Raw genomic sequence first — 18,388 nt, forward strand, 5'->3', positions numbered from 1 at the left:
ATGCAAGATATCAAGCGGGGGGTTTTGTTCGCAAGCATCGCCCTGACCTTTTCGGGTTGTCTTTTCATTAGCAAGCACCCTTCTAAAACTTCAACTCCAACTAGCAAACCTGCCCAGCACGCTAACCCTAAGCCTGCGCAAAAATTCACCAAAAAACACCAACCTAAACAAATTACAGGGGACACTCTTTTGGATTTTCACTACCCCATCAACATCGTTCAAGAGCCCATCAATAATCGCTTCGTGGGCATTCTTCTTCCCCACATGCAGGTGAGCGACAATCTCAAGCCCTATGCCGGGCAGTTTCAAGAAGCGCTGCTTGATCAAATCCAAGAGATTTTTCAGAAACGCGGCTATCAGGTCTTGCGCTTTAGCACAAGAGACGCTCTCACGGCGGCACAGAAACACAAAACATGGGCTGTTTTGGATCTGAGCGGTTGGGTGGGGGTGCTTGAGGATGTGAAGATGAATACCAGCGACCCGGCTAAACAGAATTTGGATGTGATGGTAGATCAAAGCTCGGGTTCGGTGTGGTTTAATTTCTTTGAACCAGAAACGGGCAGGGTGATTCACAATTTTGGCGTGGAGGTGGGCAATTACCAAGCGGTAACGCACACCTATAGTTACCGCGCCACCAATTCGGGGGGGTTTTATGCGCCCCGCGTGGAAGATAAAACTCAATTGATCAAAAACAAAGACGATGCAATCCGCAAGATTCTCAATGACATCTACGCCAAAGTCATGCGTTCTTTGGTGGACGAACTCACAGATGCCAATATCAACCGCTACAGAAATGCTATAGAGAAGATTAAAAGATAGCTATAATGAATCGCCTGAGTATCTCTGCAAAACTCTATGGGGGCTTTGGAGTTGTGATCATCTTAATGGTGATTTTGAGCGTGATCGGGATGTCCCGGGTGCGCAATATCAACCATATCCTAAACGAGATCACCAATTATAATGCCATGAAGGCGCGCTATGCGATCAACATGCGCGGAGCTGTGCATGACCGCTCCATTGCCGTGCGCGATGTGGTGATCACCAGGGATTCTAAGTTTTTAGAAACGCAGATCGCTTTAATTGCCAAACTCTACAACGATTACAAACACGCCAAGGAATCCATGGATAATCTCTTTGCGCACCCCCATGATCAACACGTGAGCCAAGAAGAGCGCACTCTCTATGGCCATATCAATGCTATAGATGTCATCGCCGTCCCCCAAATTGAACAACTCATCGCCCTAAAGAAGCAAAACACACAGTTGGCCGCGGACTTTTTGAACCAGTACTTGGCCCAAAATTTTATCAAGTGGTTAGCGGCTATCAACGCTTTCATTGACCATGAAGAGAATCTCAATAAGCAGCTCACTTCGCTAGCTAAGAGGATCGCCAATGGTTTTAGCCACTTGATGATCACCTTGACTCTTGCCGCGCTTGCCATAGGGATTGCTGTTGCTATCTATATCGTGCGCCATATCAACACTTCCTTAGGGGCTGAACCCATCGCTATTAAGAGGATTGTGTGTACCATTGCCGAGGGCAATCTCTCTAGGTCCATTAGCGCGTGCTCTACAGGCAGTGCCCTAGAAGCCATTAAGGAGATGCAAACTTCTATGGTGGATATTATCAGGCAGATAGGCCAATCTTCTGATGACATTTCTGTGAAATCCACTTTGGTTTCTAATCTCTCGCGTGTCTCTCAAGAAAATGCTAACAAACAAGAAGAACTAACCACTCAGCTTATCAAGAGCATGACTTATGTCCAAGATAGTATTCAGGGAGTGAGCAATATCATCGCCCAAACAGAAGAAAATTCCTTACAAAGCGTGGAATTGAGCCAAAAGGGCAAGGAAGCCGTGCATAACACCGCGCAGAGCATGGAGGGCATTACCCAAAGCGCGCGCGCTGGCGCTGAACAAATCCAATCTCTAGACAAACATGCCCAAAATATCGGGCAAAGTGCCGAACTCATTCAGGGTATTGCCGATCAAACCAATTTGCTCGCGCTCAATGCCGCCATTGAAGCGGCGCGCGCTGGCGAACATGGGCGCGGCTTTGCAGTAGTGGCTGATGAGATCCGCAAGTTAGCCGAACACACTAGTGGAGCCACTCAGGAGATCGATCGCATCATTAAAATGATCCAAGAAGAGACAAAAAAATCAGTGGCCAGTATGGAACACATGGTTGTTGAGATTACCAAGAGTCAGGAACATGCTAATTTAGCGTCCGGCGCATTGGAAGCCATTTACAACAAAGCTGCTAGCTCGCTAGAAGACGCTAAGAGTGTGGTAAAACATTCCAATAGTCAAACCCAAGACATCGCCAACATCGCCACACAGATCAAGCAGATCGCACAAATTGCCCATGAAGTTGCCACTTCTATGAGTGGGAACGCCCAAGAAATCCGCTTTCTAGAGCGCACGGCGCAGGATTTACAAAAAATCGTGCGTAATTTTACGCTCTAATTGTGCTATAATCCAACATTTACGCTAAGGAGTTTTGATGAAAATTTTAGTGATTCAGGGGCCTAATTTGAACATGTTGGGGCATCGCGACCCTAGACTTTATGGTCCTGTAACTTTGGATCAAATCCATGAAAATCTGGAGAACTTTGCCAAACAAAACGAACAAAGCGATCTAGAATTGGAATTTTTCCAAACTAATTTTGAGGGAGAGATCATCGATCGCATTCAAGAATGCGTGGGGAGTGAAATAGAGGGAATTATTATCAACCCCGGGGCGTTTTCGCACACTTCTGTTGCCATTGCCGATGCGATCATGCTTGCGGACATGCCCGTGATTGAAGTACATTTGAGTAATATCTTTGCGCGTGAAGACTTTAGAAAAACCAGCTACACAGGAGCAGCCAGTATGGGCGTGGTAACAGGTCTGGGGCATTATGGCTACCACGTGGCCCTAATTGCCATGATACAGGTGTTGGCCGAGATCAAAGCGATCAAAGAGAATCAAGCCCAAAATAACCCCACTCCTGGAGCCAACGCTTGAACCCTCACTTCACCACCGATGAAAACGCCCAATACTTCGCCTGCGGTTACAGTTGCGACCATGGGATTTTTCTACAATTAGAAGATCGAGCGTTTTTCATCACCGATGCGCGTTACACCCTAGAGGCGCGCGCGGGAGTGTGCGCGGGCGTTGAGGTCGTGGAAACCTTTGACTTATGGGCAAAGCTCATCGAATTAGCCCAAAAGACCCCCAAGCTCTACTTTGACAAGGCGCAAATTAGTTTACAGGTTTATGAGCGACTTACTGCGGGACTAGGCGGGTGTGAGTTGGTGGGGGAGAGCGATTACCACAGAAAACAACGCGTTGTCAAGAATGAGGCAGAGATCGCCTTACTCAAGCGTGCGCAAGCACTGAATGTACAGGCTTTTGAGAGTTTTGCGCGCCATGTGGCCAACGCGCAAGGGCATGTAGAAAGGGCGTTGCAGTTTAAAAGTAAGGAATTTTTAACCTGCAATGGGGAATTTGACTTGAGTTTCGAACCCATTGTGGCGATCAACGCCAACGCGGCCAAGCCCCATGCTTTACCCAGCCCAGAGGCGCGCTTGCAAAGGGGCGATTTGCTCTTGGCAGATATGGGAATCAAATACCAGCGTTACTGCGCCGATCGCACTCGCACGGCTTATTTTGGGGAAGATTTTGGTTTTGAGCGCACCCAGCATTTCAAGGATCAGACTTTGCAAAAGATTTACGATGTGGTACGCAAGGCTCAAGAGAGCACCATTGAGAATTTGCGCGCAGGCATGACGGGCAAAGAAATCGATGCCATTGCGCGGGGAGTGATTACAGAAAGTGGGTATGGGGAGTTTTTTTCCCACAGCACTGGGCATGGGATTGGCTTAGACATTCATGAATTGCCTTCTATTTCCCCTAGGAGTGAGGCGATCATTGAGGAAGGCATGGTCTTTTCTGTGGAGCCCGGGATTTATATCCCCGGACAGTATGGAGTGCGCATTGAGGATTTGGTTGTGATCAAGCACTCTAGGGCTGAGGTTCTTTGATGGGGTGAGTGGCACACTGGTTTACACACGCTTTTTTCCGGGCAGATGTCCGCGTGTACGCGCTTTGCGAAATGTGGCAACTTTGGGTATAGGGAGCAATGTGGGCGATTCTAAGAAAATTTTTGAAGGGTTGTGGCTGTGGTTGGCGCGCCATCGCCTCTTTTCGCAGATGTGTTCCTCACCTCTGTACATCAACCCCGCCTTTGGCTACACCAAGCAGAGAGATTTTATGAACGCCACCTTGTCTTTCAGTACGGCGTTGGGTGTGTGTGAGCTGTTTAGATTGGTGTTTTATTTGGAGAGACGCTGGGGGCGTGCGCGCAGACGCCCTTTTAAAAACGCCCCAAGGACGCTAGACATCGATATTCTCTTTTTTAACCACATGACCTACAAGCAGTCCTATCTGACCTTACCCCATCCAGGGTGGAATCGACGCGCCTCTGTGCTCGTGCCCTTGATCTTGCAATGCATGGCGTGGAGACGGGCATGAAACTCTATACCTACAGCGGTGAAACCACCGCCGAAGCCCTTAAACGTGCCCAAAGCGAGCATGGGCATAATGCCTTAGTGGTGAAAGCCCAAGAGATTCGCAAGAAGAGCTTGACAGAACCTGGACTCTATGAGGTGGTGGTGGCTGTGGACAAACCCAAAGAGGATTCCAAACCCAAAAGCAATAATATGCAAGAGCGCTTGGAAAGTGCCTTGCAACCCTCTCCTCGCCCTAAAGACCCCCCCCCTGCTGAAGTGCGCATCGAACTCTCTAAGACCCTAGAGGAGATGCGCAAACTCGCCGGGGTGAGTCAACCTGCTCCACCCCCCACCCCCGTGCAGGCCAGTACCCTAGAGGAGAGCACCCCAAAAGAAATACCTCCTCCCAAAAAAGAAAAAGAGGGAGTGGGATTGCATTCTATTAAGGGAGAGCTCAATAAGATCAACGATAATCTCAAGCTCATCCAAAACATGGTATGGAGCGAGGAAAAGGGACAGAACTTTGTGATTCCTCATGAATTTGCTGAGATTTACCGCTTGGCCAAGAATAGTGGCATGCACAAGCTCCATCTAGATGAGATCATGCGTTTGAGCCTGGAAATGATGCCTGTGAAAATGCGCGAAAATTCTGTAACAGTGAAACGTTACTTCAGGGAAGTTCTGCGCAAAATGATCTATTGTCGTCATGAGAGTTTAGACCCTAATTACAAAAAGATATTGATGTTGGTGGGGCCTACGGGTGTGGGTAAAACCACGACTTTGGCCAAGTTGGCCGCGCGCTATTCTAAACTATTAGACAAGAAGTACAAGGTAGGAATTTTAACCTTAGACACTTACCGCATCGGTGCGGTGGAACAACTCATGTGGTATGCTAAAAAGATGAAAATCAGCATTGAAACCGTGATGGATTCAGAAGACTTTAGCAAGGAAATGCAGGCTTTAGAATATTGTGATGTAGTGTTGATCGACACAACTGGACACTCTCAACATGATAAAAAGAAAATTGAAGCGTTAAGGAAGTTTACGCAAAATGGCTACAAAATAGACACGACTTTGGTGTTATCTCTCACCACAAAATATGAGGATTTGAAAGATATTTACAGCGCCTTTAGCCCCCTAGAAATTGATAGTTTGATCTTCACTAAACTAGATGAGAGTCGGGGGTTTGGGAATTTGTTTTCGTTGGTTTATGAGAGTAAAAAACCCATTAGCTACTTGTGTATCGGACAGGAAGTACCGATGGATTTATTGGTGGCGAGTAATGATTACTTGGTGGATTGCATGTTGGATGGATTTGTCCACCCGGATAGGAAAAGAGTATGACGCACAACCAAGCAAGCGGTTTGGAGCACATCATGGAGCCTAGAAGTATTTTCAACAAAAAAGGCAAGACCAAGTTTGTCGCTATTACCAGTGGCAAGGGCGGGGTGGGTAAATCTACCATCAGCGCAAATCTAGGTTATAGCTTGTTTAAAAGTGGTTACAAGGTGGGCGTTTTGGATGCAGATATTGGGCTGGCTAATTTAGATATTATCTTTGGGATCAAAACCAGTAAGAATATCTTGCATGCGCTCAGAGGAGAGGCGCGTTTTAACGACGTGGTTTATCGCCTTGAAGAGGGGTTTTACTTGGTGCCCGGAGATAGTGGGGAAGAGATTTTTAAGTACGTGAGCCAAGAGATCTTAGATAGTTTTGTAGATGAGGAAAATGTACTCGATGATCTAGATTACATGATTATTGACACTGGAGCGGGGATTGGAGAGTTTACCCAAGCTTTCTTGCGCGCAAGCGATTGTGTGGTGGTAATCACCACTTCGGACCCGGCGGCTATCACCGATGCCTACACCACCATTAAAATCAACTCTAAGAATAAGGACGATGTCTTTGTATTGGTGAATATGGTCGATTCAGCCGACAAAGCGATGCAAATCTTTACAGGTATTCAGCGCGTGGCTAAGGAGAATATCCCACACATGACTTTGAATTATCTAGGTTATATCCAAAATAGCAATGCGCTCAGACAGTCCATCAAAAACCGCAAGCTCTTGTGCCAGAGTGAACCCTTTAACACCTTTTCCTTTGCCATAGGACAGGTTTCTAAGATTTTAACCATGAAAATGGAACACAATGTGTTAGAAACGCCTAAGGACAATTTTATCGGGTTCTTCAAGCGCTTGCTTAAATACTTATAAGGTGGTTGCATGAAAGTGGATAACTTTGTGAATTTTGCCATCGTGGGGGGGTTTTTCATCGGGCTTATTCTCTCTCTCATTAAGTTTGATAAACCCGAATACGTACTCTTTGGTACTCTAGTTTCCACAGCGGGTTTTTATATGATCATGCTTTTGTTTGCCTCTATCTTTATGACCTTCATTTATCCACGCAAACGTTTCTTAAACAAAGCGGAGCTAGAACGTAAGTTGGGGCTTTTTAGCAAGGAATTTGTAGAGAGAGAAAAAGAAATAGATGCGCTCTTGAAGTATGTGCATGACTACGAATACGATGAGCAATAAAGTGCTTAAAAAATCCAGTTATGACGCGCAAATCCAAAGCACACAGGACGATTTGGCAATCCAATATCTCCCCGCCGTGCGCGCGATGGCTTTCCGTTTAAAGGAACGACTCCCCAGCACCGTAGATTTTAACGATCTAGTGTCGGTGGGTACAGAAGAGTTAATCAAGCTGGCACGCCGCTACGATGTCGCTCTCAATGACTCCTTTTGGGGTTATGCTAAAACCCGTGTCAATGGGGCAATGCTGGATTATTTACGATCTTTAGATGTGGTTTCACGCGCCTCTAGAAAACTTATCAAAAGCATTGACTATGAGGTGTCCAAATACTACAACGAACACGGACATGAGCCTGATGATCTCTACTTGGCTGAGGTGTTGCAGGAAGATATAGAAAAGATTAGAGAAGCCAAGGTGGCTTCTGATGTTTATGCGCATGTACCTATGGACGAACAATTTAATGCCATAGAACAGGACACTATCGGCACGAAGCTAGAGCTAGAAGAACTCATCGCCCATATTCATGGTGTGTTAAAAACCATGTCTGAGCGCGAACAGCTCATTATCCAACTTTACTTTTTTGAAGAGCTACACTTGGGTGAGATTAGAGAAATCTTAGGCGTAACCGAATCTCGAATTTCACAAATTATCAAGGAAGTGATTAAGAAAATCCGCGCTAGTTTAGGAGGTGCTTATGGCTGATATTTTAAGCCAAGAAGAGATCGATGCTCTCCTAGAGGTTGTAGACGAATCTGAGGATGTCAATACCCTTCAGAAAAAGGAGATCATGCCCCAAAAGCAGATCACCCTTTATGACTTCAAACGCCCCAATCGGGTGAGCAAGGAACAACTGCGCTCCTTTAGAAGCATCCACGATAAGATGGCACGCAGTCTTTCTAGCCAAATCTCAGCCATCATGCGCAGCATTGTGGAAATTCAGCTACACAGCGTGGATCAGATGACTTATGGGGAATTTTTAATGAGCTTGCCCAGCCCCACGAGCTTTAATGTCTTTTCTATGAAGCCAGTAGGGGGTACAGGAGTCTTAGAGGTCAACCCTAGTATCGTCTTCCCCATGATTGATCGCTTGCTAGGGGGCAAGGGGGGCTCTTACGATCAAACTCGCGAATTTAGCGACATTGAGCTCAATTTATTAGACACCATTTTAAAGCAGGTGATGCAAATTCTCAAGGATATTTGGAGCCCGGTAACCGAGTTTTTCCCCACTATTGATGCTAAGGAATCAAGCGCGAATGTGGTGCAAATCGTGGCACAAAATGAAATTGTAATCATGGTGGTGATGGAAATTTTAATCGGGCATAGCCGGGGCATGATGAATCTGTGCTACCCGGTGATCTCCATTGAGGGGATTCTCTCTAAAATGGGCAATCGCGATGTGATGCTCACAGAAACCAGCTCTAAAAAGAGTCGTAATAAGGAATTGCAAGCTCTAGTGGGCGGAGCGAGCGTGGATGTCTCAGCCTTTTTGGGAAGCGTGAAACTCACACTTAAAGAGGTCTTGGATCTCGTGGTAGGGGATACCTTGCGCCTCAATAAAGTCGCTAACGATACAGTGGTGGTCAATATTGACAAAAAAGAACGTTATTTGGCCACAGTGGGTTATCAAGGCTATCGCAAGACAATTAAGATTAAAGAAGTGATCTACACAGAAAAAGACCGCGTCAAAGAAGTACTAGAGGTGCTAGAAAACCAACGCAAGATCAAAATTGGCAATATTAGGAAGGAAGAAGAATGATCGAGGATTTTCTAAAACTCTTTGTCCAAGAATGTACTTCTACTTTAGGCGGGTTGTTGGGCAAAACTCCCTCTGTAGAATTGAAGAACGAAATCTCTGTAGGGGATTTTATCTTCATAGAGCACGCTTCTGTGGTTACGCAGGTTAAGCCCGAAACCAATGTTACCATCACTTTGGCCATTCCCGTGCCCATGGCCACCGCGCTGGCCGATCTGATGATAGGAGGCGAAGGGACGAGCAAGGAGAGTTTAGAGACAGATGATTTAGACGCGATCAAAGAGATCGGTTCTAATATTTTTGGCGCGCTCACCACGGCCTTGCAAGCTCAAGAAGTGATCCCTAAACTCTCTTTTGAGGTGAGCGAAGCCGTGGACGCTCAGGACGCTTCTTTGCTCGACCCCTATAGCGATGGCTTTGAATTTAGCTTTGAGCTCAATACGATCAAGTCTAGCTTTTTTATTTTCTGTGGGGGGATTTTCATCGATCTCTTCAAAAAGAAAGTTGTCCCACAGAACACCTCTAAGATCAGACACACCCCTTCCATGCCCAATCTCCCCGTTGTACCCAAGAGCGAACGCGCAGAGGGGGATAATAACCACCTAGAGCAAATAGAAGTGCGCAATATCAACATGCTCTTGGACATCAAGCTCAATGTCAAGGTGCGCATCGGGCAAAAGAAAATGATCTTAAAAGATGTCGTGTCTATGGATATTGGGAGCGTGATCGAACTCAACCAGATGGTTAATGACCCTTTAGAGATTTTAGTAGACGATAAAGTCATCGCTAAGGGGGAGGTGGTGATCATAGATGGCAATTTTGGAATTCAGATCACTGACATTGGCAGCAAGAAAGAACGCTTGGAACAACTTAAAGAGAGCTAGAGTCTTCCCTAAAAGCTATCCTTAAGATTTTAGTTTTTATCATGGATAATCCAAACTTTATGCCCGCTGGTAGTGTGTTTTGAGACCCATGTATTACTCCCAGTTAACAAGAGGTGTCTATGAAGCAGCCCATTTTTAAAACATTGTCTTGGATTGGAATGGGTGTGGGCTCTTTGTGTGCGGAAAGCAATGGGTTTTATAGCGATGTGGGGTTTGAATTCTCGCGCATGCAAACTATTGAACACTCCAATGTGCCTAGTACTTTAGGCTCTTTGCGCTCCAGTACCCAAAGCTCTACACTTTATAAACTCTTTAGACCCAGTGCTAGCAAGACCGACATCGCTGCGGCCGCGCGCAAAATTGCGGTGATAGAGGGGATTGTTAAGGACAGTTCATGCGCGACAAAGGGCTGTCTTGTCAGCCAAGCCCAAATGCAAAATGTGATCAACGCCCTTTCTTACGCCGATTCCATCAGTACAGCCATTTCCACAATTCTAAAAGTCTTGCCACCGGGTACGACTTATGATGGGGTGGTGATCACAGAGAATAACATCGCTTCGGTGCTCTTTGACTACATGTCTAAGAATAGCGCGCACCATACAGGTCAAAATGGCACTTTGGGGATGGGCATGACTCCCTTTAACACCTTGATCCACTCTCCCACGCCCCTAACCTTTAGAGACATCCGCGTTCTGCATGCGAGCATGTACTGGCTTTTTTCGCCCATGTATCCGGGGGGTAGCAGTCTCTTGAACACCTTTTCCCAACAAGTCCAGCAAAAAGATGTCTTTGCCAATGGCGCGGCGTTCCAGACCTTTTTACAAGGGGCTTCTAATATCGCACAGGCCCAACAAGAGCTCAACAATGTATTAAAAAGCGACATGACGACCATGAGCACCTCAGAGCCCCAACAATTACGAGACTTGTTGAGCTATTACGGGCAGCTTGAGGTGAGTCCGGCCATCCCCACTTTGGGGATTTTAGAGCAGTTCATCAACATGGGTAGCCAAGATAGCAACATGTATGGGGTGGATATTCAATTTGGATTCAAGCATTTTTTTGGCGCAAAACGGCGTTTTGGCTTGCGCTACTACGAATATTTTAGCTACCAACATGGCAGTAGTCGCTTGAATGGCGCGCTCAATAATTTTATCTATGGCGCGGGGGTGGATGCGCTGTGGAACTTCTATGAAAGCCAGAGTGGCAATTTCACATCTGGCATTTTTGCCGGCCTGATTTTTACAGGGAGCTCATGGCTGGTACAGGGATCCAGTGGGTGGGAGATTTTAGCAGAGAATATTAGGGCTTCTGGAGGGAGCGCGCGCCTCACCAACACCTTTTTCCAATTGCCCATCAATGTCGGTCTGCGCACCAATATTGGTACAGAAGGCTTTGAGATCGGGATGCGTTTCCCCGTGATCGATAATACCTATTTTAAGGGCACGATCAGCGGGTTTTCTGAAACCCTAGTGTATAAAACCCAAATGAGCATCTTTTTTAACTGGGTGCATAATTTCTAGGAGTGTTTGAACACATCCCCTAAAGGGGCGTTGAAAGGGGAAGTAAGGCGGTTCGGCTTTTCCGTGGGCAGTTTGGAGAGCCCTTTGGGGATTTTGCTCAAAATTTCCTTGATATTTCTCTGGCGCACTCCCACGTTGCCCGTAACTTCCTTGAGCGCATTGGGTACAAAGTAGTTGCTCTCAGCAATATGGGCGACAAATACCTTACGCCCCTCTTCTTTAGCGTACTCTAAAGGGGGCACCATGTCTGTATCCTTGCTAAAAAGCAAAATGCGATCGGCTAATTCTTTGCAACTCACACGCACCACATCGGCAGTCAAATAGGTGTCTGCTTGCTTTTGCTTCAAGCGGGGTTTGATCTTGGGTACCTTCACATTCTTACCAAGTTCCTTCACATACTCTTCGCTGTTGCGCTCTTCAAACTCTACTTTGAGCTTCACTTGGCGCACTTCAAAAAAGCCAGATAGACGCATCTCTTGATTAAAAATCTTGGTAATATCAGACTTACGTCTAGCTTGCTTGTATTCTTCAGGATTTTCCTGTTTATAACTTTCTAGCTTGTAACCATCTTGACTGTGATCTAGAATCTGCCCCTCCCATTCCTTTAGAGGAGTGGAGACGTATAAAAAAAATTTTATCCTCCATTAACTGCTCGTCATCTTCCACGAATGCTGCAAAAAACGCGCGCAAATGCACTTGATCATTAAAGCGAAAAAACTGTTCGCCAAATTCTGCATGGTGGCGCTGGATACTTTCTAACTCAATACGCAAATTCTCCCAATCTACGAAAATGGCCAGTGTCTTTTTTTCCTTGTTTTCCATAAAACTCCTTACTATTTTTTAACCAAATCCTGCCACCATTGTTTGACCTTGTCATAGCACACCCCAAAGACACTTTTATAAGGTTCACTTTGATAGCCAAAACTCTCGTGTAATTTGAGTAATAACTCTCTTTGCCTCTCATCTAGGCGTTCTGGGTAAACGATCTTGATCACGGCGATCAAATCCCCATGCCTAGGGCCATTGACATCTTTTACGCCCTGATTTTTAAACACAAACTGGGCGCGGTTGGGGGTGTTGGGGGGGATTTTGAGCTCCAACTCCTGTTTGAGAGCGGGCACCATGATCGTGCTCCCCAGTGGGATAGACGTAAAAAAAACGGGTACTTCAATAAAGACATGCAAGCCTTCACGTACAAAATGCTCATCTGCCCCTACTAATGCCTCTAGATATAAATCGCCACGCACGCCCTTTTGGTACTCATTCCCCCGCCCTCCCACGCGGATTCTCTGCCCCCCATCAATGCCCTCAGGCACTTCTAAGCTAAATTCTTCGCTGGCCATCACAAAACCCTCCCCCTTACAGGGCGCACATGGCTGCATGGCGACCTGCCCTCTACCCTGACACCTAGAACAAGTACTTGCCAAAGTCATAAAACCCTGTTGCACATAAGTTTGCCCCTTGCCCTTGCACAGCCCACAAGTGCTGAGTTTGCCCTCTTTGGCTCCACTGCCCGAACAATCCTTGCACAAAATCTTATAATCGTGCTTAATGCTCTTCTTACACCCAAAGACGGCTTCTTTAAAACTCAACTCCAAAGAAATCAACGCGTCCTTAGGAATTTTAGAACGCGTCTCTGACTTGCTAAAGCCAAAGGCACTTCCAAAGATGGAATCCTCGCCAAAGAAGCTTGAAAAAATGTCGTTGAGATCGCTAAAGCCTCCACCTGCGCGCCCCTGCAACCCCTCTTTGCCATAGCGATCATAAATTTGACGCTTTTGATCGTCTCCTAGTACCCCATAGGCTTCGTTGATTTCCTTGAACTTTTCCTCAGCTTCCTTATCGCCTAGATTGCGGTCTGGATGGTATTTTAGAGCGAGCTTTTTATAGGCTTTTTTCAGAGTTTCTTTATCCGCTCCTTTATCCACGCCCAAGACTTCGTAGTAATCCACAACAACCTTTCGCTATTTTCTAAAGTCCCCATTCTAGCCTAAAACCCTTAAGCCTCTTGTTAAAGCCCTCCATTTTGCAAGTCTTAGGCACTGGGTACAATCTGGGGAAAAACATAGGCGATCACACTGATAGCAATGCCCATGAGAATGACAAATATCACCGAGTATTTGACAGTAAATTTAAAGAGATCGGACTCCTTGCCGGCTAAACCTACGGCCGCACAGGCAATAGCAATACTTTGGGGGCTGATCATCTTGCCCAAAGTCCCCCCTACAGTATTAGCCGTAAGCGTGAGAATTTCGGGGATTTTAAGGTGATGGGCAGTGAGTTGTTGTAAAGACCCAAAGAGCAGGTTAGAGCTCGTATCGCTCCCCGTTAGGAACACGCCCACCCAACCGATGATGGGCGAAAAGAAAGTAAAGGCCTTGCCCGTATGGGTGAGTGCTAGAGCCATGGTGGCTGAAATTCCGCTGTAATTAGACACAAAGGCAAAGCTCAACACCAATCCAATAGTCAAAATAGGGTAGCGCATTTCCTTAAGCGTTTCTATAAAGACTCCTGTTGCCTGACTTGGTCTAACTCTTAGTACGAACATGCTCACAATGGCTGCCACAAAGATAGCCGTACCTACGGTATTGATGAGGGGTAATTTAAAAATCACGGCGAAATCCGCGCCTTTACCCTCCATCACAAAAGGTGCACTTTTAAAAATTTTATGACTAATGCTCTCAAATTCAAAGTAAAAGCTAGAAAAAGCAAGAGGTCCGCCCTTAGCAAAAAGGTCTTTAAACCAGTGTTGAGTCCAAATGAGAATAGCTAAAATGAGGATCAAAAAAGGAGCCCACGCCACGAGAATTTTACAGATATGGTGCTGTTGGGTGCTGGATTGTACCGGCTTGCCATCGCTTCTAAAAATATGCTTAGGTTGCCAAAATTTCAAAAATACCCCGGTCAACACTAGAGAAACCACTGCGGATAAAATATCTGGCAATTCGGGCCCTAGGTGGTTGGAGCTAAAAAATTGTGTGATTGCAAAACTCCCTGCAGCCACTAGAATTGCCGGAAAGGTCTCCTTAACCCCACGTACCCCATCCATTAAAAACACGATGAAAAAGGGCATGCCTAAACTCACTAGCCATAAAACCTTGCCCGTCATAGCCGAGATCGCCGTGGCTGGTACCCCCACCGCTCCAGCCATCGCCGTGATAGGAATGCCCACCGCGCCAAAGGCTACCGGCGCGGTGTTAGCGATCAAACACAACCCGGCCGCATAAAGAGGGTTGAGACCAAGACCCACCAAAATCGCCGCAGTAATGGCCACGGGCCCGCCAAAGCCAATCGCCCCCTCTAAAAACGCCCCGAAACAAAATCCGATCAAAATCACCAAAATGCGGTGATCGGGAGTGATGGATTGCACACTCTCCTTGAGAATTTCAAAATAACCGGATTTGACGCTGAGTTTATAAAGAAAAATGGCCGCGATGATAATCCACGCGATAGGCCAAAGCCCATAGAAAAACCCATAAATAAAACTAGCCCCCACCATGTTGATGGGCATTTTGTAGATGCTCAAGGCAATGAGCACAGAGAGGGCCACGCTCAAAAACGCGGCCACATGCCCCTTGAGCTTGAAGACAATCAACGAGACAAAAAAGAGCACAATGGGCAAGACTGCCACCAACGCGCTCAACCACACATTGCCCCCTAAGGGGGCATAGATCTGGTGCCACTCCATTTACAAACTCCTCACAATTTCTAATTAGTATAACATGTTGCGCAAAAGCGCAGAATTTCAAAGCGGTGCTAGAGCAAAGATTGCAAGAAATAGCGCATACTGGCAAACCCTCTCAAACCCTTTTGAGCGATCAAAGACACCTGATGGGGTGTTACAACCCCTCCTAGCGCGAATGTGCGCTTTTTGGTTTTGGGGCCTAGTTGATCTAGATAGTCTAAACTTAAGGGAGGGGGTTTGTTGGGCGTGGGAAAAATAGGGCTTAGAGTGGTGTAGCACACCCCTTGTTTGAGGGCTTCTTGCACCTCTAAGAGGCTGTGCGCGCTGTAGAAGCTGTACAAAGGGGAGGGGATATTCTTCAGCTCAGAGAGCGCGCTTGCCTTGGCATGCACACCTAAAAAGCCAAACTCTAGGGCTTTGTCTATACTGGTTTGCAAGCAAGCCAGATTCACATAACTCAACACCCCAAACTCTTGGCACACTCTAACAAAAGACGACAAAAGTGCATCGCTGGCTTGATTGGTGCGCAAACACGCATGGGTGGGGCGGTGGGTACGCAAGACTTGAGATAGGGCTATCTGAAAATCGAACGGAGCGAGTGCGCTAAAGTAAGGGGGAGTGATGAAATAAGATTCTAAATTCAAATGCGCTCGCGCGCGCTGTCTTTGAGTAAGGCGGCGATGGATTTAGAAAGCAGGGCAAAAAAACTAAAGAGGCCAAAGACAAAGAGCGCAAAAAAGATCGCCACCCTCAAGCCAAAATCGCTAAAAATGAACAGACATAACACGCCACAGATCAAAGCAATCCCCACAAACAGACCGGCAAAGAAATCCAAAAAAGAGATCAAGGTTGCTTTTTTCATGCGCTAGTGATCTTCATCTACAAGTACCGCCCCGGCCAGATAGACATAGGTCAAGATCATGAACACGAAAGCTTGCAAGATTCCCATAAAGAAGAGCACCATGAAAGGGGCAATGGGGATCACCCAGGGCACAAGCAAGAGCATGATGAGCAAGAACATGTCATCGCCCTTGATATTGCCAAAGAGACGGAAGGAAAGCGAGATAATTCTAGAGAGGTGCGAGACAATCTCTACAGGGAACATGATAGGAATGAGCCATTTCACCGGCCCTAGAAAATGGCTAAAATACTTGATCAGTCCTTGGGTGCGAATCCCCTCAAAATGGTAGTAAAAAAAGACAATCAAGGCGAGCACAAGGGTAAAGCTCCAATTAGCGGTTGGGGCTTCAAACCCAGGAATAATGCCTATCATATTGCAATAAAAGATAAAGAGCGCGATAGTGCCCGCCAGGGGGAAATATTTGCGGGCTAAATCCTCTCCAATCACATCCTTAGCCACATGCAAAATTCCCTCAATAGTGGCTTCGTAGACATTTTGCAAGCCAAAGGGTACCATCTGTAACCTGCTGGTGGCAATCTTGCCAATAACCAATGTAGCCAGCGCGCACACGACTGTGTAAAATCCAATGATGAAATTATGATCCGTGCTCAACAACCCGGCGAAAGTAAATAATCTGTGTTCCATAGTCCTCTCTCTTTGAAATTTATGGGGTACGCCCTTTTTTAACCACAGCATGGCATGCTCGCATGATAATCCCCTTGAAAGCCTTCTCCTCAAGCACGCTTAAACCAGCGATAGTCGCGCCCCCGGGGGTGCAGATGGAGTCAATGATCTCTTGAGGGGCTTTTTCTTGCAAGAGTTGGGTAAAACCTTTGAAGCTCTGTGCGACCAACATTACGGCTTGATCATGACTCAAGCCCTCACGTACCCCTGCGTTCACTAAACCCTGGGCCATCATGCCCAAAAAAGCCAACGCGCTCCCATTGGTGGCCAATGACGCGTCAATGAGTTGCTCGCTAGATACCTCCACCACTGCCCCTAAACACTCTAAAAGCGCGCGCGCGCGCGCTTTGATCGGAACGGCACAGGGGGCATACAGAGTTGTGGAAGAAAGAGCGTAGCTTGAAGCAATATTGGGCATGCAACGCGCGTAGGCATCGCTTTTAAGGCATTTAGCCAGCTTACCCACACTCACCCCAGCCAACACACTGAGCACCAAAGAAGCCACCCCTTTGTATTCAAAACTCTCCAAGGCATAGGGCTTTATGGCCAAAAGTACCGTGGCGTGATCGATGTCTAAAATGGGAGTGGGGGGTAAAATTTCCACTGCAAGGGGTAAACGCTCCAAAAAGGAGCGGATTTTCTCCGGATTGCGCCCGGTGATCTGGAGAGCGTAGGATTCTAGTTTAGGCGCGTGGATGGCAAAACCTCGCAACATGGCTTCTGCCATGCGCCCATAACCCACCACGAGCAGGCGCGTTTTCATGGGCATTCCTCTGGCTCAACCTGTTCTTGCGGAGCGCGGTAGAAATTAGCGATCTTTTCAGAAATGCGGTAATGAGGGTATTTAGTGCTATCTAGTACCACTTGTGCCATGAGCTGGTGATCAAAGTTAAAAACTAAGGGAGCAAGAAAATTGATCGTAGATTCCTGCAGGGGGGTTTGAATGACCATAATATTAGCGATGAGAATATTTTGCGCGCTGTCTAAATTTAGCAAGACCTGTAAGCCCATGGGAATATCAAATTCGTAAGCGCGCAAGGCAAAGGGGTTGACTAAAGTGAATGTGGGCGCGATGTCATCGGCGTTGCGCAGGCGCATGAAAATTTCATCAATTTTTTCTAGATCCATCTTAGAGACTTGCTCAAACCCTAAAATGGGGGATTTGACACTAAATAACATTCCCGCCCTTAGCACATGGAGTAAAGCCCCGATTTTACTACAATCCACTCTAAAAATCAATTCTAACGGGGGATTTTTGATATAATAAGGCTTTAGAACAAAGGAAATAGCATGCGCGTGTTGTGGTTTTCGTTGGCGTGCGCGGTGTTGTGGTTGGGTTGTGCCAAAAAGGGCAAGGACGCGATCTACAACCGCCCCGCGATCTTTTGGTATCAGGGGATTTTGCGCGAAATCTTGTTTATGAATTTGGAGACTGCGGATAATTATTACTCCTCCTTGCAGAGCGAACATATCAATTCGCCCCTAGTACCCGTGGCGATGATTGCGCTAGGACAAGCCCATTTAAAGAAAAAAGAGTTTGTTTTGGCAGAGTACTACTTTGATGAATACATCAAACGCTTTGGTAATGAGAACAACATTGACTATCTTAAATATCTCAAGCTCCAAGCGCGTTATTATTCCTTCAAAAACCACAGCAAGGACCAAGAATTCATGTCCAACACCATTGGCATGCTCAATGACTTCGTAGACAAATACCCTGACAGCCGTTTTATCAATCAGGTAGAGTACATGCAAGTCAAATTTATTTTAGGGCAAAATGAACTCAACCGCGCCATCGCCAATGTCTATAGGAAGCGCCACCAAAAAGAAGGGGTAAAGCACTATTTAGAGCGCGTGGACGAGATCTTAGAGAAAGAAACACATCCTAAGAAGTCTTACATGCCTTGGTATGTGGCGATATTCAATTGGTAAGGGT

At 46.5% G+C, this 18,388-nt stretch carries 22 protein-coding genes; 13 read left to right on the top strand and 9 right to left on the bottom strand.

Annotated elements, in window-relative coordinates:
- The 12 genes from EAO38_RS02970 to EAO38_RS09130 all read left to right on the top strand — a co-directional run bounded on the left by EAO38_RS02970 (nt 1) and on the right by EAO38_RS09130 (nt 11,182).
- Nucleotides 1-819, top strand: a complete 819-nt coding sequence (locus EAO38_RS02970; RefSeq protein ID WP_121020975.1) for an HpaA family protein — start codon at nt 1-3, stop codon at nt 817-819.
- 5 nt (nt 820-824) lie between these two features.
- Nucleotides 825-2,465 carry a methyl-accepting chemotaxis protein gene (locus EAO38_RS02975; RefSeq protein WP_121020977.1) on the top strand — a complete coding sequence of 547 codons (1,641 nt, stop codon included), beginning with the start codon at nt 825-827 and terminating at the stop codon, nt 2,463-2,465.
- Nucleotides 2,466-2,502: 37 nt separating this feature from the next.
- Nucleotides 2,503-3,006, top strand: coding sequence for a type II 3-dehydroquinate dehydratase (aroQ, locus tag EAO38_RS02980; protein ID WP_121020979.1), 504 nt, complete (start codon nt 2,503-2,505; stop codon nt 3,004-3,006).
- Complete coding sequence (locus EAO38_RS02985; protein ID WP_121020981.1) at nt 3,003-4,025, top strand: aminopeptidase P family protein; 1,023 nt, start codon at nt 3,003-3,005, stop codon at nt 4,023-4,025. The genes aroQ and EAO38_RS02985 overlap by 4 nt, the downstream gene beginning before the upstream one ends.
- Nucleotides 4,026-4,098: 73 nt before the next feature.
- Nucleotides 4,099-4,515: a 2-amino-4-hydroxy-6-hydroxymethyldihydropteridine diphosphokinase gene (folK, locus tag EAO38_RS02990; protein ID WP_268877813.1), complete on the top strand. Its 417-nt coding sequence runs from the start codon at nt 4,099-4,101 to the stop codon at nt 4,513-4,515.
- A complete protein-coding gene (flhF, locus tag EAO38_RS02995; RefSeq protein WP_121020985.1) occupies nt 4,512-5,837 on the top strand; it encodes a flagellar biosynthesis protein FlhF in 1,326 nt (441 codons plus the stop codon). The genes folK and flhF overlap by 4 nt, the downstream gene beginning before the upstream one ends.
- Nucleotides 5,834-6,706: a P-loop NTPase gene (locus EAO38_RS03000; RefSeq protein ID WP_121020987.1), complete on the top strand. Its 873-nt coding sequence runs from the start codon at nt 5,834-5,836 to the stop codon at nt 6,704-6,706. The genes flhF and EAO38_RS03000 overlap by 4 nt, the downstream gene beginning before the upstream one ends.
- 9 nt (nt 6,707-6,715) lie before the next feature.
- A complete protein-coding gene (locus EAO38_RS03005) occupies nt 6,716-7,027 on the top strand; it encodes a hypothetical protein (protein ID WP_121020989.1) in 312 nt (103 codons plus the stop codon).
- A complete protein-coding gene (locus EAO38_RS03010) occupies nt 7,017-7,727 on the top strand; it encodes an RNA polymerase sigma factor FliA (protein WP_121020990.1) in 711 nt (236 codons plus the stop codon). Before EAO38_RS03005 ends, EAO38_RS03010 begins: the two co-directional genes overlap by 11 nt.
- Entirely contained in the window at nt 7,720-8,781 is a 1,062-nt protein-coding gene (fliM, locus tag EAO38_RS03015) for a flagellar motor switch protein FliM (RefSeq protein ID WP_121020992.1), read from the top strand. The genes EAO38_RS03010 and fliM overlap by 8 nt, the downstream gene beginning before the upstream one ends.
- Complete coding sequence (gene fliY, locus EAO38_RS03020; protein ID WP_205588336.1) at nt 8,781-9,662, top strand: flagellar motor switch protein FliY; 882 nt, start codon at nt 8,781-8,783, stop codon at nt 9,660-9,662. The genes fliM and fliY overlap by 1 nt, the downstream gene beginning before the upstream one ends.
- 119 nt (nt 9,663-9,781) lie before the next feature.
- A complete protein-coding gene (locus EAO38_RS09130) occupies nt 9,782-11,182 on the top strand; it encodes an outer membrane protein (protein WP_235852490.1) in 1,401 nt (466 codons plus the stop codon).
- Here EAO38_RS09130 and EAO38_RS03030 read toward each other — a convergent pair.
- The 9 genes from EAO38_RS03030 to fliW all read right to left on the bottom strand — a co-directional run bounded on the left by EAO38_RS03030 (nt 11,179) and on the right by fliW (nt 17,631).
- Nucleotides 11,179-11,655, bottom strand: coding sequence for an NYN domain-containing protein (locus EAO38_RS03030; RefSeq protein WP_121020996.1), 477 nt, complete (start codon nt 11,653-11,655; stop codon nt 11,179-11,181). The genes EAO38_RS09130 and EAO38_RS03030 overlap by 4 nt on opposite strands.
- Nucleotides 11,656-11,725: 70 nt before the next feature.
- Nucleotides 11,726-12,004 carry a hypothetical protein gene (locus EAO38_RS03035; RefSeq protein WP_121020998.1) on the bottom strand — a complete coding sequence of 93 codons (279 nt, stop codon included), beginning with the start codon at nt 12,002-12,004 and terminating at the stop codon, nt 11,726-11,728.
- An 11-nt stretch (nt 12,005-12,015) separates the two neighbouring features.
- Nucleotides 12,016-13,134, bottom strand: coding sequence for a molecular chaperone DnaJ (gene dnaJ / locus EAO38_RS03040; RefSeq protein WP_121021000.1), 1,119 nt, complete (start codon nt 13,132-13,134; stop codon nt 12,016-12,018).
- 83 nt (nt 13,135-13,217) lie between these two features.
- The gene (locus EAO38_RS03045) at nt 13,218-14,870 is read right to left on the bottom strand and encodes an L-lactate permease (RefSeq protein WP_121021002.1); all 1,653 of its coding nucleotides are present in this window, start codon (nt 14,868-14,870) and stop codon (nt 13,218-13,220) included.
- Nucleotides 14,871-14,938: 68 nt separating this feature from the next.
- Nucleotides 14,939-15,511, bottom strand: a complete 573-nt coding sequence (locus EAO38_RS03050; protein ID WP_162982663.1) for a thiamine phosphate synthase — start codon at nt 15,509-15,511, stop codon at nt 14,939-14,941.
- Nucleotides 15,508-15,729 (bottom strand): hypothetical protein, encoded by a 222-nt coding sequence (locus EAO38_RS03055; protein ID WP_121021006.1) that lies wholly within the window; start codon nt 15,727-15,729, stop codon nt 15,508-15,510. Before EAO38_RS03055 ends, EAO38_RS03050 begins: the two co-directional genes overlap by 4 nt.
- Before the next feature lie 3 nt (nt 15,730-15,732).
- Nucleotides 15,733-16,413 (bottom strand): F0F1 ATP synthase subunit A, encoded by a 681-nt coding sequence (locus tag EAO38_RS03060; RefSeq protein WP_121021008.1) that lies wholly within the window; start codon nt 16,411-16,413, stop codon nt 15,733-15,735.
- Between the two features lie 19 nt (nt 16,414-16,432).
- Nucleotides 16,433-17,215 carry a pyrroline-5-carboxylate reductase gene (proC, locus tag EAO38_RS03065; RefSeq protein ID WP_162982664.1) on the bottom strand — a complete coding sequence of 261 codons (783 nt, stop codon included), beginning with the start codon at nt 17,213-17,215 and terminating at the stop codon, nt 16,433-16,435.
- Nucleotides 17,212-17,631: a flagellar assembly protein FliW gene (gene fliW / locus EAO38_RS03070; RefSeq protein WP_121021012.1), complete on the bottom strand. Its 420-nt coding sequence runs from the start codon at nt 17,629-17,631 to the stop codon at nt 17,212-17,214. The genes proC and fliW overlap by 4 nt, the downstream gene beginning before the upstream one ends.
- A gap of 111 nt (nt 17,632-17,742) precedes the next feature.
- On the opposite strand from fliW, the gene bamD reads away from it, so the two are divergent.
- The gene (bamD, locus tag EAO38_RS03075) at nt 17,743-18,384 is read left to right on the top strand and encodes an outer membrane protein assembly factor BamD (protein WP_121021014.1); all 642 of its coding nucleotides are present in this window, start codon (nt 17,743-17,745) and stop codon (nt 18,382-18,384) included.
- Nucleotides 18,385-18,388: the final 4 nt, after the last annotated feature.

This window comes from Helicobacter vulpis (genome assembly GCF_003660395.1).
Taxonomy (GTDB): Bacteria; Campylobacterota; Campylobacteria; order Campylobacterales; family Helicobacteraceae; genus Helicobacter; species Helicobacter vulpis.